Origin of the sequence: Paenibacillus sp. FSL R10-2782 (assembly GCF_038592985.1) — a bacterium.
GTDB classification, from domain to species: Bacteria; Bacillota; Bacilli; order Paenibacillales; family Paenibacillaceae; genus Paenibacillus; species Paenibacillus terrae_C.
In genome coordinates, this window is the sequence record NZ_CP151951.1 from 4,438,245 (window position 1) to 4,453,962 (window position 15,718).

Annotated in this window: 14 protein-coding genes and 1 pseudogene; 13 read left to right on the plus strand and 2 right to left on the minus strand. The window is 44.6% G+C overall.

Annotation, left to right across the window (positions count from 1 at the left end; genetic code table 11):
- The first annotated feature begins 189 nt into the window (after nt 1-189).
- Nucleotides 190-936 carry a hydrogen peroxide-dependent heme synthase gene (gene hemQ, locus NST83_RS20250; protein WP_342415441.1) on the plus strand — a complete coding sequence of 249 codons (747 nt, stop codon included), beginning with the start codon at nt 190-192 and terminating at the stop codon, nt 934-936.
- A 555-nt stretch (nt 937-1,491) separates the two neighbouring features.
- Nucleotides 1,492-2,049: an NAD(P)H-dependent oxidoreductase gene (locus tag NST83_RS20255; RefSeq protein ID WP_342415442.1), complete on the plus strand. Its 558-nt coding sequence runs from the start codon at nt 1,492-1,494 to the stop codon at nt 2,047-2,049.
- Between the two features lie 247 nt (nt 2,050-2,296).
- Here NST83_RS20255 and NST83_RS20260 read toward each other — a convergent pair.
- Nucleotides 2,297-2,356, minus strand: a pseudogene (locus NST83_RS20260) (transposase); the annotation flags it as partial.
- A 190-nt stretch (nt 2,357-2,546) separates the two neighbouring features.
- On the opposite strand from NST83_RS20260, the gene NST83_RS20265 reads away from it, so the two are divergent.
- Nucleotides 2,547-3,320 carry an ATP-binding cassette domain-containing protein gene (locus NST83_RS20265; protein WP_342418009.1) on the plus strand — a complete coding sequence of 258 codons (774 nt, stop codon included), beginning with the start codon at nt 2,547-2,549 and terminating at the stop codon, nt 3,318-3,320.
- 44 nt (nt 3,321-3,364) lie between these two features.
- Nucleotides 3,365-4,267 carry an EamA family transporter RarD gene (gene rarD, locus NST83_RS20270; protein ID WP_342415443.1) on the plus strand — a complete coding sequence of 301 codons (903 nt, stop codon included), beginning with the start codon at nt 3,365-3,367 and terminating at the stop codon, nt 4,265-4,267.
- Between the two features lie 840 nt (nt 4,268-5,107).
- Here rarD and NST83_RS20275 read toward each other — a convergent pair.
- Nucleotides 5,108-5,707, minus strand: coding sequence for a TetR/AcrR family transcriptional regulator (locus tag NST83_RS20275; protein ID WP_342415444.1), 600 nt, complete (start codon nt 5,705-5,707; stop codon nt 5,108-5,110).
- Nucleotides 5,708-5,938: 231 nt separating this feature from the next.
- On the opposite strand from NST83_RS20275, the gene gap reads away from it, so the two are divergent.
- From gap to NST83_RS20320, 9 genes are all read left to right on the plus strand, one after another.
- Nucleotides 5,939-6,949 (plus strand): type I glyceraldehyde-3-phosphate dehydrogenase, encoded by a 1,011-nt coding sequence (gap, locus tag NST83_RS20280; protein ID WP_342415445.1) that lies wholly within the window; start codon nt 5,939-5,941, stop codon nt 6,947-6,949.
- A 220-nt stretch (nt 6,950-7,169) separates the two neighbouring features.
- The gene (locus NST83_RS20285) at nt 7,170-7,409 is read left to right on the plus strand and encodes a NifU family protein (RefSeq protein WP_342415446.1); all 240 of its coding nucleotides are present in this window, start codon (nt 7,170-7,172) and stop codon (nt 7,407-7,409) included.
- Nucleotides 7,410-8,574: 1,165 nt separating this feature from the next.
- Nucleotides 8,575-8,811: a hypothetical protein gene (locus tag NST83_RS20290; protein ID WP_342415447.1), complete on the plus strand. Its 237-nt coding sequence runs from the start codon at nt 8,575-8,577 to the stop codon at nt 8,809-8,811.
- 34 nt (nt 8,812-8,845) lie between these two features.
- Nucleotides 8,846-9,043 carry a helix-turn-helix domain-containing protein gene (locus NST83_RS20295; protein ID WP_014278025.1) on the plus strand — a complete coding sequence of 66 codons (198 nt, stop codon included), beginning with the start codon at nt 8,846-8,848 and terminating at the stop codon, nt 9,041-9,043.
- A gap of 834 nt (nt 9,044-9,877) precedes the next feature.
- Nucleotides 9,878-11,089 carry a tyrosine-type recombinase/integrase gene (locus tag NST83_RS20300; protein WP_342415448.1) on the plus strand — a complete coding sequence of 404 codons (1,212 nt, stop codon included), beginning with the start codon at nt 9,878-9,880 and terminating at the stop codon, nt 11,087-11,089.
- 347 nt (nt 11,090-11,436) lie between these two features.
- On the plus strand, nt 11,437-12,228 hold the full coding sequence (locus NST83_RS20305) for a ParA family protein (RefSeq protein WP_342415449.1): 792 nt from the start codon (nt 11,437-11,439) through the stop codon (nt 12,226-12,228).
- Entirely contained in the window at nt 12,218-13,246 is a 1,029-nt protein-coding gene (locus NST83_RS20310) for a ParB N-terminal domain-containing protein (protein ID WP_342415450.1), read from the plus strand. Before NST83_RS20305 ends, NST83_RS20310 begins: the two co-directional genes overlap by 11 nt.
- Before the next feature lie 15 nt (nt 13,247-13,261).
- Nucleotides 13,262-13,714, plus strand: a complete 453-nt coding sequence (locus NST83_RS20315) for a DUF6075 family protein (RefSeq protein ID WP_342415451.1) — start codon at nt 13,262-13,264, stop codon at nt 13,712-13,714.
- 771 nt (nt 13,715-14,485) lie between these two features.
- Nucleotides 14,486-14,860: a TnpV protein gene (locus tag NST83_RS20320; RefSeq protein WP_342415452.1), complete on the plus strand. Its 375-nt coding sequence runs from the start codon at nt 14,486-14,488 to the stop codon at nt 14,858-14,860.
- The last annotated feature ends 858 nt before the right edge of the window (nt 14,861-15,718 follow it).

The window sequence follows — 15,718 nt, forward strand, 5'->3', positions numbered from 1 at the left end:
ATGGTCGATCAAGCGTATGATGATAAATCATCATTTCTTAAAACACGACAGTTCGACTATAGTCCCGTTATATTGGATGCAGCAACTCCTTATCAGGGTGAAATCACTCTTTGTTCTAAGATCAAGAAATGAAATTCAAAAAAAGACTGCTATTGGATAAGCCACAACAACCAGGGGAGCTGAATTAAGATGAGTGAAGCAGCAGAAACGATAGAGGGTTGGTACGCGCTGCATGATTTCCGCACAATCGACTGGGTTGCCTGGAAAAGTGCAACCGCAGAGGAACGCGAGTATGCAAAGCATGATTTGGTGACGCTAATCTACGAATGGTCGGCGGTCGAATCCCGGATGGAAGGCAGCTTGGCAATGTACGCCATCGTCGGCCAGAAGGCAGACATTATGTTTATAAACCTACGCGAGACACTCGAGGAGCTGAACTCAGCGGAGAACGCATTTAATCGTTCTCGGTTCGCCAAATTCGTAAAACCAGTTTACTCGTACGTCAGTGTCGTCGAGCTGAGCAATTATTTAGCACCTCCCGGCTCCGATCCGATGCAAGTGCCCGAAGTAGCCGCTCGCCTTAAGCCAATCTTACCCAAGTCGAAACATATCTGCTTTTACCCTATGAACAAGCGACGCATGCTCAACGATAACTGGTACATGCTTTCTATGGAGGAGCGCAAAAACTTCATGCGCAGTCACGGTATGATCGGTCGCACTTATGCAGGCAAGGTCAAGCAGATTATCACCGGCTCGGTCGGCTTCGACGATTGGGAGTGGGGTGTTACACTGTTTGCCGACGATCCGCTGCAGTTTAAGAAGCTCGTCTATGAGATGCGGTTCGACGAGACTAGCGCACGCTTCGGCGAATTCGGCCAATTTTACGTTGGCAACATACTCACACCCGGTGGCTTGACAGAGTTGCTGAACGTGTGAGGCCAAAAGACGCCGACGGCTAAATTATGCTTCACGGATTTGTGATTTTTTTATCTTTTGTGACAGTTCTAGGTCCGTTTCGAAAATACAAGTATCTCGTATTGTAAGCGTGCAAGAAAGAAAAATTGGGCTGCAACTAATAAACCTGCATTGTACCGAGGGAACTTAACAAAAACGGATGTCCAGATTGTCGATGTGTTGCGACTCAATACGGAATTGTCACGTTGAATGAATAGGCGTCAACCCCTGATGGGGCCGATCCGATGCTGGATCTCGTTATTTCCGTGATAAGAACTTAGAGAGTCGTCGACATTGTAGATTAAGGTCTTGACACCATTACTTGTTAAGTTTTTGAATCATATGAGTATGCTTGTCCGTTGACAGCATTAATTTCATTACCGGTATCATCGTAATTTGTTGTTGTATTCATACCTGCCGATTACTACCTTCGATACGGGTTACCAATTTGTCATACGAGTTTGCAATGGTTGTTCCGTCTACCGTATTTTGAATGTATAACTAAAAATCAACCCGGATAAGGAGAAACTTAGATTGATGACAAACCAAACGAAAAAAACATTGGCCATTGTAACCCATCCTAACTTAAATAGTTCAAGAATAAATAAACGGCTGACCGAAGAACTATTAATACATGAAGAAGTCACCGTCCACCTGCTGTATGAAGCTTACCCTGACGAACAAATCGACGTGGAAAAAGAACGCCAACTTTTGGAAAATCACGACCGAATTGTACTTCAATTCCCATTTTACTGGTACGGCGCTCCTTACTTGTTGAAAAAATGGCTGGACAAAGTATGGGGCAGCGGCTGGGCGTACGGGCCGGGAGGAAATAAGCTGGAAGGTAAGGAACTGCGGCTGGCCATTTCAACCGGCGGTGTTCGTGAAGCTTATCAAGCCGGCGGATTCCATCAATATTCTTATAGCGAGCTGCTGAGACCCTTCCAGGCTGCTGCAAATCGTGTAAAAATGCTTTATAAACCCTCCTTTGAAATTAGTGGTGTTAGAGAAGTAAATGACGAAGCTCTTGAAAAACTGGCTAGGAAGTATACGGAATTCGTCACTCAGCCATTTCTGATTGCAGGTGAATCCTAAGGGGGGGTCTCACTCGGGGAGTCACCCAAAAACTTAACCCCTCATAAGCGGCGCTGCGCTCATATGTCCAGTAATCGTTGCTGGTGCATAAAAAAAGAACGGTTCCTGAGCATAATGTTATCCTTCAGGATCATGATTTTCTGGCCAGCTTAAGCCGGGAGAGAGCAGAAGAATTCAGCTGAAGCAGGGCCAATTCCCCGGGCTACCATTGAAAAAAGACATTGTTTACGACATCATGTTTCAGTCACTTCCACAATCCTTCGACAAGATTAAGCTCAGGGCTATACTTGGGTAAAAAACAAATTTCCTGGGGGGTGTTGGCACTTGGTGCTTATCTAATATCGGATGGAACGCTAGCTGGCGTATATCTGGCTATGCTTGTCATGGCCTCATTAACTGTATTTGAAGAAGCAGCGGCTATGGCCACTTTGCCAGCATATAAGCAAGATAGCGAACATGCAGCCAAGCGGCTGACGGAAGCAGTATTGACTCCTGCAATGCAGCCGGTTCAGCCAAGTTGTACGTTAAATACCGACCATGCCGTTTCTATTGAACTATCCGGCGTTTCATTTCAATATGAAGACGAGTGGAGACCTGCATTAAAGAACTTTTCGTTGCAAATTCCACCGGGATCCAAAACAGCGGTTGTCGGACCTAGCGGATCGGGAAAGTCTACGCTGATTGAGTTGTTACTCAAGCTACGTACGCCAACGGCTGGGGATTTACGACTGAGCGGCATATCAGTACAGGAACTGGAGGAGTCGAGCATTTGGAAAACGGCTAGTGTCGTGCTGCAGCAAAGCCATTTTTTCCGGGGAACGATCCGGGATAACTTGCTCATGGATGGTGAGAATCATTCTGACGGCGACCTGTTGGATATTCTCGCTAAAGTGCAATTGCCGACCATCTCGTTAACGGACCCCGTGTACGAAAAGGGAGCAAATTTATCGGAAGGCGAGAAACAGCGGTTGGCCCTGGCGCGGGCCATACTTCGCAAGGGAAAGCTATGGCTACTGGATGAGCCGACGTCTTCGCTGGACTATGTGACAGAGCAACGTGTTTTGACGTACCTATACGAGCAGGCGTCCGAAGATACGCTTCTGCTAATCTGTCACCGGCTTAACGGTTTGGAAGGAATGGATAGAATCGTCGTTATGGAGCAAGGAGGGGTAGTAGAAACGGGTTCGTATTCCGAATTGATGGAGCAAAAAGGCTATTTTTATAAGATGAAACAAATTGAGTTACAATTAATTGGCGCTACGGGGGACTGAGCAGATTGCACTCAGACATCGGAGCGGGAAGAAGGAAATTGATTATGAATAATGGGTTAATCAACGCTATTATCGCTTATATCATGTGGGGAGTTCTCCCGCTTTATTGGAAGTTGTTTAATGATGTGCCTGCAGGCGAGATTTTATCACATCGGGTTGTCTGGTCGTTTGTCTTCATGGGTATTCTCGTTACCGTCCAGCGCCGCTGGGGTGATATGAAGCGGATTGTGACTAGCCGTTCGCTCCTGCTATCGCTCACCGCCAGCGGACTGTTGATCGCTGCTAATTGGCTCATCTTCATCTGGGCTGTCAACAACAACCATGTCGTTGAGACAAGCCTCGGCTATTATTTAAACCCGCTGCTGAACGTGTTACTAGCGATCGTCTTCCTTCGTGAGAAGCCGAATCGTGGCCAGTGGCTCGCGATTGCCGTCGCTGGCGCGGCGGTGCTCATCATCGCAATCGACTATGGGCGATTTCCGTGGGTCGCAATCTCGCTGGCCGCGTCGTTTGGCTTATACGGCCTTGCGAAAAAGAAGATTGTGCTAAACGCTTCTGTAGGCTTGTTGTCGGAGACAGTTGTAGTTCTACCCATTGCACTCGGCTACTGGGTCTATTTGGCCTCCGTGGGCAAGGCGATGGCATGGACACTGCCCCCGTCCATGTTCATCGAACTACTCCTTTCGGGCGTAGTAACGGCACTGCCGCTGTTCTTCTTTGCACGAGCAGCCGCCCGCATGGCGTTTTCCACACTCGGATTCGTACAATACATCGGGCCGACAATCATGCTGTTACTGAGCGTATTTGTGTTCAAGGAATCGGTTTCGTCTACCCTTCTCGTCGGTTTTGCACTCATTTGGACAGCGCTTGTTATATACGCTGTGGCATCAGTTCGTAGCACAAAAGTCACGAAGGTGAATGTGCACCATGATAAAACCTATGTATGACGAGGCCTTCAGGTGTCAGACAGTACAACATATTAATGAAAGCGTCCAAACGGTGACAGATGTCACCTGAGAACTGAAGATTAACCACGACACAGTGCATGGTTCTCCAATAATAAGCTGCCCGTTCAACACAATGTGTTAAACCGCTAGTTCCAAGCGACGAAGCTCGAAGAGAAATGGGGCAGCGATATCATCTATGTCTGGACCGCGGAAAGATGGCTGTTTTGGGCCAAGCCTGTTGGTTAGCCAAAAAAGGTAAAAAAGCCGCCTCATTCGGTAAATTGTTTGTACTCCTGCAATCTCCCGAAACGAGGCGGCCTCATGAAAAAGCCTACTTCAATATCCAGCATTCTTCAATATACTGATTCTGGAAGAAACCATCCTTCCCTACTAAGCGAGATGCACTACGTCGATGTTGCGCGGAAATTCACCGTATATAAGTTATTTGTTTTTGGCGGAAGCTGCCTTCCAGCAGTGGAAGGGATTTCGAGGATGGGGAGCAGCGGATGACGCGTAGCGGGCATGCAAGGTTACCACTCCACCATTTCTTCAAGCGTTTGCTTACTCTCATGATTAGACTCTACAATAAAAAAACGGCCACCTGCCTTGGGCTCCCCATAAGGGGCTAAAAAGCAACATGTCGGACTTATTTGCGACCGTGGAGAACTCTACAACGTTCCGAAACAACAGGATATAAGCCCGATTTAAAACGCTGCCCTCATTTGCTGGACCTGGAGTACATTCTGGTCGCAACAAATACTTTTATGTCGATATACCTCCAAAATGTTTAGAGAGATCATATAAGCATCTTATTCTCTCTACGCTTCCAAGCACAACTGATTAACTATTTTTCAAACAACAATTCTGTAAATAGAATGCAAAGGATGCTGTATTCATTTGCATATGCTTATTATCCCCCTCTAACTTGCTGAGTAAAATGCCTCCTTCGAGCAAGGAAAAGGCAAATGAAGCAAGTGCATCCGCATTCAAATCCTCCTTAAACTCCCCACTATTTATCCCGTTAAGAATTATACTCTTTATCATATCCAAATGGTTATGCAACCCTTGTCTTGCCCGATCTCGAAGCTCCGTATGAGTATCGTCACTTTCTACTGCTGTATTCTGCATAGGACATCCGCCAACAAATGGTGGATTACCAACAACATCTTCATAAACACGAAAAAAAGCAAGTAACCTCCCTGACGCAGACTGCTCCCGGTCGACCGCCTCAGCAAATTTGCTGATAACTATACTGGCAGCGTAGTTGTAGGCTTCAAGTGCAATCTCATCTTTATTTGTAAAATGTCGATAGATGCCCCCCTTCTTAATCCCGGTGTCGGCAATAATATCGTTTAACGATGTACCAGCATAACCTCTTTGATTAAAGATTGCTGCCGATTTCATAATAATGTGCTCTCTTGTTCGATCTCCTTTTTTCATAGTTTCCTCCAAATGATCTTATTCTAAACTAACATTATATCAAATTTACGGCCGAAACCTTGCCAAAGTTTTAAATTCTGATATAATAAAAGATACCGATCGGTATCTTTTATTATAAAACAAACCCATTCCAAAGGCAAACTTGTTTGGCTTCGGCCCATTGTTTACCTTTAAGTTCTATTAGACAAACTTATGTGGAATGGATTTGGAACGAAACAGGAGGACTATTCAATGAGAATAAAAGTAGGCATTAATGGTTTTGGCCGAATTGGAAGACTCGCTTTCCGTCGTATTCAGGAAATGGAAAATATCGAAGTTGTAGCGATAAACGATTTAACTGACGCAAAAATGCTGGCGCATCTGCTCAAATATGATACTACACAAGGCACTTTCCATGGTGACATTGAAGTTCATGATGGAGCTCTTACTGTTAACGGCCAAGAAATTAAAGTGCTGGCCAACCGCAACCCTGAAGAAATCCCTTGGGGCGAGCTTGGCGTAGCTATCGTACTCGAATGTACTGGTTTCTTCACCACCAAAGAAAAGGCAGAGCTTCACCTGAAAGGCGGAGCAAAGAAGGTCGTTATTTCCGCTCCGGCAACAGGCGACATGAAGACCATCGTATATAACGTAAACCATGAAACACTGGACGGAACGGAAACCGTCATTTCCGGTGCTTCTTGCACAACGAACTGTCTCGCTCCCATGGCTAAAGCTTTGAACGATACATTTGGAATTCAGTCTGGGTTGATGACTACCGTTCACGCCTATACAGGCAACCAGAATACTCTTGATGCGCCAGATTCAAAAGGAAACTTCCGCGCAGCACGGGCTGCAGCAGAGAACATTGTTCCTTACTCCACCGGTGCTGCTAAAGCCATAGGCCTCGTTCTTCCTGAATTGAAGGGTAAACTTGATGGTGCATCTCAGCGTGTACCTGTAGCAACAGGCTCCGTAACAGAACTCGTAGCTGTTTTGAACACGAAGGTTACGGTTGAAGAAGTTAATGCCGTTATGAGAAAAGCATCAGATCCAGAAACATACGGATATACTGAGGACGAGATCGTATCTTCCGATGTTAGAGGAATGACATTGGGGTCTCTTTTTGATGCAACTCAAACAAAAGTTCTAACAGTTGGCGACCAGCAACTGGTGAAAACTGTAGCCTGGTACGATAATGAAATGTCTTACACCGCGCAACTGGTTAGAACATTAGAATACTTCGCAAAAATCGCCAAGTAACATCATTGCAATTCTTCTTCACCCTAGCTGCAAGCATCAAAAGAGCAGGGTTTATATGTACTGTAAGGAAAGTTGCATAAGCAGGAGCAAGATCGGTACTTCCGATTTCTAGAAAGTTACGCCAGGTGAAGAGTTAAGTTTTATCAAGACATGATTGATGAAATAAAGAAAATACGAACGGTGAAGCTGATAGCACAGCCTTTATGAAAGGAGTCATGAAGTGGGAGATTCTCAGGAATTGTTCGAAGATGTAGATGATGTATTGAGAAGACTGCGTCCTTTTTTAAACCGCGATGGCGGAGATGCCGAATTGGTTCAAGTTAAGGACGGAGTGGCTAAACTAAAATTCTTGGGAGCGTGCAACGGCTGTCCCAGTGCAACGATCACATTGAAGGCTGGAATTGAACGTGCCATTTTTGAAGAAGTGGACGGCATTCATGAAGTCGTTCAAGTCTTCTAGAGAAAGGGTGACCACACAATCTACTTCCTTGCTGACATATGTTTGGATGCCTTTTCGCTACAATAAGAGCGTAAATTAACTTGAAAAACATACTGCTTCATGACGAAGATTGCTCTAGATCCAACGAAAGTATGTGCTTCTGAAAAGATCGGCTTTTCCAAGTGCATGAAGTAGTCGCGCTTCAAATTGGCCGCAGCACTCTGCCTCTGCCAGCCATCTCGCCAGTTCTGCAGCATAACTTTGAAAGGATCGATACATTCGAGAACGACAGCGCCATGGTCTCGCGAGCAGAAGATGTCCTAATTGGCCCTCTCCGGGGTGCTTCGTGGCAGTAGAGTGACCTCAGCATTGATCGGCGCTAGCTAAGTTAGTCAAATTGAGGATGCGGTATCGTTAAATGTACCGGAGCTTAGCCGTAAGAACTGGAACGGATCGAAGCGATTTTGCTCGGATAATTTACTTTCAATATAGGAGGCGGGGACAACAGTCCCCGCTTATTCTATTCTATCTACACTATTGTTTTCAAAAGCTATATTTCCACGTAAATATTATAGCGATAACAATCAAATCTGTGAACTATATGGTAGTACACATCAGGGGTGTAAATGCCAAACAATAGATCGAGTTGACACACATAAGGTCTCAATTCACTTTCGGGCCGAAGTATTAAAATATGTATAGTCCTTGCTCAATTATAAGCATGCACTCTGAATTTATTAGGAGTCATCCTTTTTAGTGCACCTTGCTAACGATCCGAACTGTAATTGCCATTACCGTATGTTCAATCAAAAACCCGTCTTTGCTCGATATCGATTCCTTCATATACCCTTAGCGCAGCGCACCTTTGGATAATATAGTGAATCCCGGAACAGAAATTTGCCCCTCTACAATGACGTAGATACTTAATGGTATTGAGAACTCTTTTCTCGAAATCTTAATCAAATTGACAATGTAGCAGATTACAGCATCTTTTATATAGCTCGCGAACATTGAGCTTTTTAGCCAAGCTACCTTGGCGTCAAAAGTTTAATAATTACATTTGCTTGCCCTATAATCTCTTTTCCACAGACCATGCATGGGCTTGCGTTCCATACTGAGCCTTTACACTCTACTCCTTGTTCATCCCTTTTCATTACAGGTTAATTTTCCGGATCATGCTCTGAAGTTGTCAACAAAAGTGCAGTTTGAAAACACACACAACAAGCTGATGGCTGCTTGCGGCGTTATACTAGATCCACTCTATGGCACACTGCAAAGCATTATCGGCGGGTTGACGCTGGTGCTGCTGATTGCTGTTGCCAGCAGTTTCCGCTTCGGCTTTCAAGTTGCTAAACAAACAGCATTGCCACTGGCTCCTTTTCTGGCTATTGGCGGCGTTGCTGCTTTTTTTCTTTCGCATTAAAGCTATTTTTCATTTCGTATTAAGGAGGATAAATATGAATAGCGTATCTAATCTGCTTCATTTAGCACAACAAGGTGACAAAGAAGCTGAAGCCAAATTGATTATCCGTTATGAGCCAGTTATAAATAAATACGCTAAACGAAATGGAACCATTGATGCAGATTGCAAACAACAGTTGACAATTGCCTTTATCCTGGCAGTTCGTCGCTTTGATCTTAGTCGTTACAAATAATACAAGGACAAGCCATGTGAAGCAAACTCCACATGGCTTGTCCTTGTATTCACATACTGTATTCTAAATTATTTATAGAGAAATATTCGAGGAAGCAGTTGCTCTTTTCTCTCTTCCTCCCCATTTATTTAACAGGAAGCAATCATCGGATCTAAATGTTACCTTGATTGCCCCTCGATCTTTGAGAATTTCATATTACTTGTTTCAAGTACGTCCTTTTCTCTACTGTGAAAACAGAAGCGACGAAGCGGAAGCGCCATGATAGCTCTCTATTAGGGCTTGAGCGACCACCTCTCCGGCTGTAATCATCCTGTGGTGGGATGAATCGCGATAACCAGAGAAAGAGATTATGATACTTCTGCCCGGCCAACGTCACGGTATTGGGGGCAGCCCGCTCGATGAGGGGGGGCTTCATCAAAATGTTGAAGCTATGATGCTGACTTGCCATCAGCAGCTTGAAAAATCATTTATCCTTCACAATATGGAGATGAGAACATTGTGATGTCTTCTTTTTATGCACGCAGCCCACCGCGACATAACTACATATCCTGTTGAAAAGGGGAATTTTCTATATGCCAGATCAATCCATTCCATTACCATTGAACACAATGCAACTTCTGACATCCATGTTTGAGCAGTATCCTGATGTCGTTAATGTTCCCAAGATACCCAAAATTCAAATTATTGCCTACCTCCAATCATTGATGCACATACATCAATCAGATATGATAACGCACTTCAACACTTTAACGCATTGAACCGATATTGATACTGTGCTATAATAGTTATGTCAATGGTATGGTTTGTGGGCTGCTAACCAAAGGAGGATCGGGCATGATAGCAGGCCACCTACAAGAGAAAAAGGGTCTTTTTTATATCGTCTTAAATTGTAAAGACGCACATGGTAAAAGAAAACCCAAATGGATTCCGACAGGACTCAAAGTAAAAGGCAATAAGAAAAAAGCAGAAACTATGCTTCAGGACGCTAGGAAAAATCATTACTTGGAGGAACAATCACAAGCTGAGGAAGCCGAAAAACAAGCTGGTAATGCAAAGACAACCTCTTCATTGGATGATAACAAACGGCTATTTGCAGACTACATGTTGCAATGGCTGGAGATAATGAAAAACAGCATCGAGCTTATCACATACATCTCCTATTCACACGCTGTTAAAGGCCGTGTAGAGCCTTATTTCCGGGAAAAGGGGACAATGCTTGAGGACTTGACTACAGAGGATATCCAGAGCTTCTACACGCATGAAATGGATGTTCGAGGTGTGAGTGACAATACCGTTATTCATTACCACGCGAACATTCGCAAAGCCCTTCAGAATGCCGTAAAGATAAAGCTGATTGTGACAAATCCTGCTGATCTGGTGGAACGTCCTAAAAAAGACACTTACGTGGCAAGTTTTTACAATGCCGAGGAGCTAAACCAACTCTTGGCCGCAATTCGCGGTGAAAAAATAGAACTTGCCGTTATTCTCGCTTCTTTTTATGGGTTAAGACGAAGTGAAGTGGTGGGATTAAAATGGTCCGCCATAGATTTAGTCAATCGCACCATTACGATTAAGCATACCGTTACCTCAGGAACATTAGACGGTAAATTCATTGAGATTGAAAGCGACCGCACGAAGAACAAAGCTAGTCGTCGCACGCTGCCACTTGTGGACACGTTCTATGACCTTCTAATCCGAATGAAGGAACAGCAAGAGGTTCATCGCTTTTCTTATGGCAGCAGCTACTGCACCGACTATATGGAGTATATTTATGTAAATGAATTAGGGCAGCGAATTAAACCAGGCTACATTACGCAGAATTTCCCTATTCTGCTGAACAAACACGGGTTTAGGCATATCCGGTATCACGATCTCCGTCATAGCTGTGCCAGTCTGTTGCTTGCCAGCGGTATAAGCATGAAGGAAGTCCAGGAATGGCTAGGCCACAGTGACTATGCAACAACAGCCAACATTTATTCTCACCTGGAGTACAACACCAAGGTATCTTCAGCTCAAATAATGAGTGGGGTACTAAAACTAAAATAAAAAAAGCTCATTAGAGAATATCTCCAATGAACTCTTTTAGCTATACCGGCGAGAGGACTCGAACCTCCACGGTTTCCCACTCGATTTTGAGTCGCACACTCTATTGCGACATGAGCAGAAGTTAAGTCCAAGAAGAGGAATATAAAACCCGCGAAAAGCCTTGTAGAATCAAGGTTTTTCGCGGGTTTTTCCGTTGAAATCAGAGCCAGTCTGACTTCCCGACGATCACTGAAAAAGTAGCCGTTTTGGAACGTTGGGAAGAACTTGGAAAGAACTGAAACAGAACCAGCCCGCCCCCTACCATTGACCAAATTAACGGAGCGTATGCTCCAGGGAGGGTATATCTCATGTCAAAAACCACCGTTATCACCATCGCCAATCAGAAAGGCGGTACAGGTAAAACGACCACCGCCTACAACCTTGCTTACGCCTTATCTAATGAAGGAAAAAAAGTACTCCTCGTCGATTTCGATCCACAAGGCAATCTTTCTATGTGCTTTGGTATTGAGCAACCGGATCAACTTCCATACTCCATGTTCAATGTCATGAACGCCATTATGAGCGACGAGCCACTACCTCCTGCTGAGGAGTATATCCACTCGCACGGAAATATCGACCTCATCCCGAGCAATATTGAGTTGTCCGTTGCCGAGATCAACTTGCGAGATGAAATGGGCGGCGAAAAAACGCTAGCCTCTCTGCTGGAACCGATGAAGCCAAACTACGACTTCATCATTATCGACACTAATCCTTCGCTTGGGTTGCTGACGATCAATGCTCTTGCAGCTAGCGATAGTGTGCTGATTCCGGTCAATCCGCAGTTATGGTCTGCAACAGGATTAACCCAATTACTCAGAATCATTGTCAAAGTCAAAAAACGAATTAATCCACGCATTAGTATTGAAGGGATCTTAATGACTATGTGCAATACCCGAACCAACTTATATAAGGAAGCTTTTCGTCTGGTCAAAGTCTATTACCGTGAAACCTTCCGTATCTTCGATGTGCAGATTCCCTTATCCGTTAAAGTCGGAGAAGCAAACTTCTACAGCCAAAGCATTATTCAATTTGAACCCAAGTCCAAGGTTGCCGCGGCGTATCAAGAACTGGCGAAGGAGCTGATGGAAATTGGCTGCTAAACGTCCTGTTCCCAAGCTATCCAGCATCGACGAGTTGTTATTGTTATCGGAGAAAGACCAGCCTGTGTTAGAGCAAACTGGCGGAATACAAACTATACCCATAAGCAAAATCAGAATGTACAAAGAACATCCATTCCGCTTATATGAAGGTGAACGATTGGCGGATATGATGAGCAGCATTGAAACTAACGGTATTCTTGTCCCGGTCATTGTGCGAAAAATTGAAGTCGATGAGAACGGCTGTGACCACGAAATGCTGGCTGGACATAACCGGATGAACGCCGCACAATTGCTGGGTCTTGATAGACTGCCTGCTGTTGTGAAGGAAAAGCTTACTGATGAAGAAGCGCTCATGTATGTAGTTGAAACTAATGTATTGCAGCGCTCCTTTTCAGATATGTTTCCATCAGAAAAAGCAAAAGTGTTGTCACTTCGTTATTCGGATATGTTCTCACAGGGGAAAAGAAATGACATTATTGAAGAATTAAAAATACTAGAAAATCCGCAATACAACAATGAAAATGAAACTTCGCCCCTAGTAGGTACGAAGTTGAGAAGTGATGAAAAGTTGGGGCATGAGTATGGACTATCCAAAAATACAGTTGCCCGCCTGCTTCGTATAGACAAGCTCACTCCTCTACTCAAGAAACTGGTAGATGATGCGAAGATCGGACTATATCCTGCGGTCAGCCTTTCCTATCTGAATGAGACTGAACAACAAGCTGTCCATGAAGTACTGTCTCAGAACGAATACAAAGTTGATATGAAAAAGGCAGAGCTCCTGCGTGAATACTCCGGCAAGTTAACCGATGAGCAAGCAGCCAAAATCTTGTCTGGCGAAGCCACACGTAAGCCGAGAAATAAAACGCCAGCTCCCTTCAAGCTCAAGCATAAAGTATATGCAAAATACTTTTCCTCAGTTCACAAGGCCACCGAGGTCGAGGAAATCATCGATAAAGCATTGGAAATGTATTTCTCAAATCAGCAGCAACCATCAGATGAATCATCCCATGAATAAAAGGAGGACACACACATGAATACGATCTTTAAGGACATTGATCATGAGCAGTTTTACGAGGGCAATCTTCGCATGACCCATAGTCAACACGATCCGTACCGTCAGGCTTTCTTCTATGTTCTTGGAATTACGCCTCAAACCCGCCAACATATCCAAGACCTCTACGATTATGAAGAACAAGCAATTCGTTTGGACGCACTGGAACAAGGCTGGCAAACTAGTACTTCTATTAAAATGACTCGTCTCGCCTTTAACTTGTACAACGGCTATTCCGGAGATTCTGAAACAAGACGCGATAATCCTAGTCAATATAGCCCATATCAACTATTTGACACTGGACTGATGCCTTACTTTTTTGAAGCAATCAAGCTGCGTTATGCAGAATATGCCCATACCCTGGAACAACCATACTTTGCCTTTCCACCAACAGAAACAGATCATCATTCTTCATATGAACACGAAGCCTGAATTATATAACGCCTGTCTATTCCAATCAGAAAGGAGAGCCTGCCATGAGCCGTTTTCAGCCCTTGCGCCAACTATATGCATCTGCAATTAGCGACATCACATCCAGCGGAGACACCTGGCAACAATACCTGCGCTTTGCAGCATCAATCTACAAGTACTCATTTGACAACAGCTTACTCATTTATGCTCAGCGGCCAGATGCGACCATGTTGGCTCCCCTTCCATTATGGAATCAGCTAGGCCGTTATGTGACAAAAGGTGAAAAGAGCATTTCCGTCTGTAATTTCCAACAAACCACACCAGCGCTGAGTCATTTATTTGATGTCACCCAGACGACAGGCAAACAAGCCCCTACTCTCTGGAGTCTGGAACAGCTTGATTCTGAGGAACTGGCTGGGAGAATAACTTCCTACGATACGCTTAACCTTACTGAAGCTATCTCGCAGCTCGTACGTGACACGGTTCATTCAACCTGGGATGAATGGCTACATGACATTGAACATGATCTTCAAGACCATTTCTTAGGTAGCATTCCTATGTTTGGACTTGAACAGCATATGGGCGACTTAATAGAGGACAGCGTTCGCTACCTTATCCATCGCCGCTGCCAGTTGCCTGAACCAAATCATACAGACTTTTCGACGATTACCCATTTTGATACCTTGCCGCTTGCTGCACGCTTGGGCTATCAGGTAAACACTCACGCCCATACCCTACTAACAGACATTGCACGTTACGTAAAAATTATGGAACAGGAAAGGAGCTTAGCTCATGAATCATCCCGACAAACCGACATTGACGTATCACGAAGTGGACGGATTACTGTATCCGAACCTGCAAATCTCGAACGAAGCGATAAGAGATCAACAGCCCTTGGGGAAATTCGGGCGGCTGGCGCTGAACCATCTGCGGAATCATCACCCGCAACGCTTTCAAATTCTTCAAATGGAAGGCAACCTGATGACCAAAATACATCAGGTGGAACAGGAGGCACTGGAACGGATGGAACAATTGACCGACCAACTGCTTCTCCTTCAGCCCCTGCCACAGACGGACGATACATTGGAACGTACACGCCATCTGAATCAGATCAAATCAACAGCGGAGGAACTGGTGATGAACGACATCATTCTAAAACCACGATAAACCAAGATAGTCTCCCTTCTCCGACCTCACCTGAGCCGCCATCAAGCGGTTCTTTTTTTATGCCCAATAAAGGTGCAGTTCTTTCCGAAGTGCACAGTGGTGAAGATATGCTGGCATATTTAATCGTAAGAAACAGAAGCACTTGGGCAACAAAAGAACGTATCTATCAGTTTGTCGTAGATAACTATCCTGTTAAGTCGGCTGATTTGATCTCTTTTCTAAAACCTCTCTATGGAATTAGCGGAGCACGAGGCAATTTTGAAAATGGACTTGTCGGATATGCCTTTGATAGCAAACAGATTACGATTTCCTGGAAAGATGCAAATGGATCACACGAAGAACATTTTAAATGGAAGAAATTCAGCAACACATTACTTCAATTAATTGCAGAAGGACGATATGACGAACACGCCGCTCCCTTTCCACCTGAAGAGTCAGAATGGACCTTATTCAATTACGCCAACGAGCAAGTAGAGATTAAAGATGATTTCAGCGAAGGCGAAGAGAACCAGCACCATTTATCCAATATTGCTGATGGGCAACAACAAGACTCCCATTCTCTATTAGAAAACACTGAAGGCACGATTAACAATGCAACGTCCTCTTTAAATACTCTTCCCAGAGTTCCTGCTGTGGCCAACTATCACTTTCAAGCTGAACAATCCCCCTATGTATCTGGTCCAAAGAGTAAGTACAAGCGGAACGTAGAGGCCATTCACCTACTCAAGCAATTGGAATCAGCTCAACGGCAAGCGACAACGGATGAACAGCATGTTTTAGCCGGTTATGTCGGCTGGGGTGGATTAGCCAATGCCTTTCATCCTACTGCGAGTGGCTGGGAGACTGAATATACTGAGT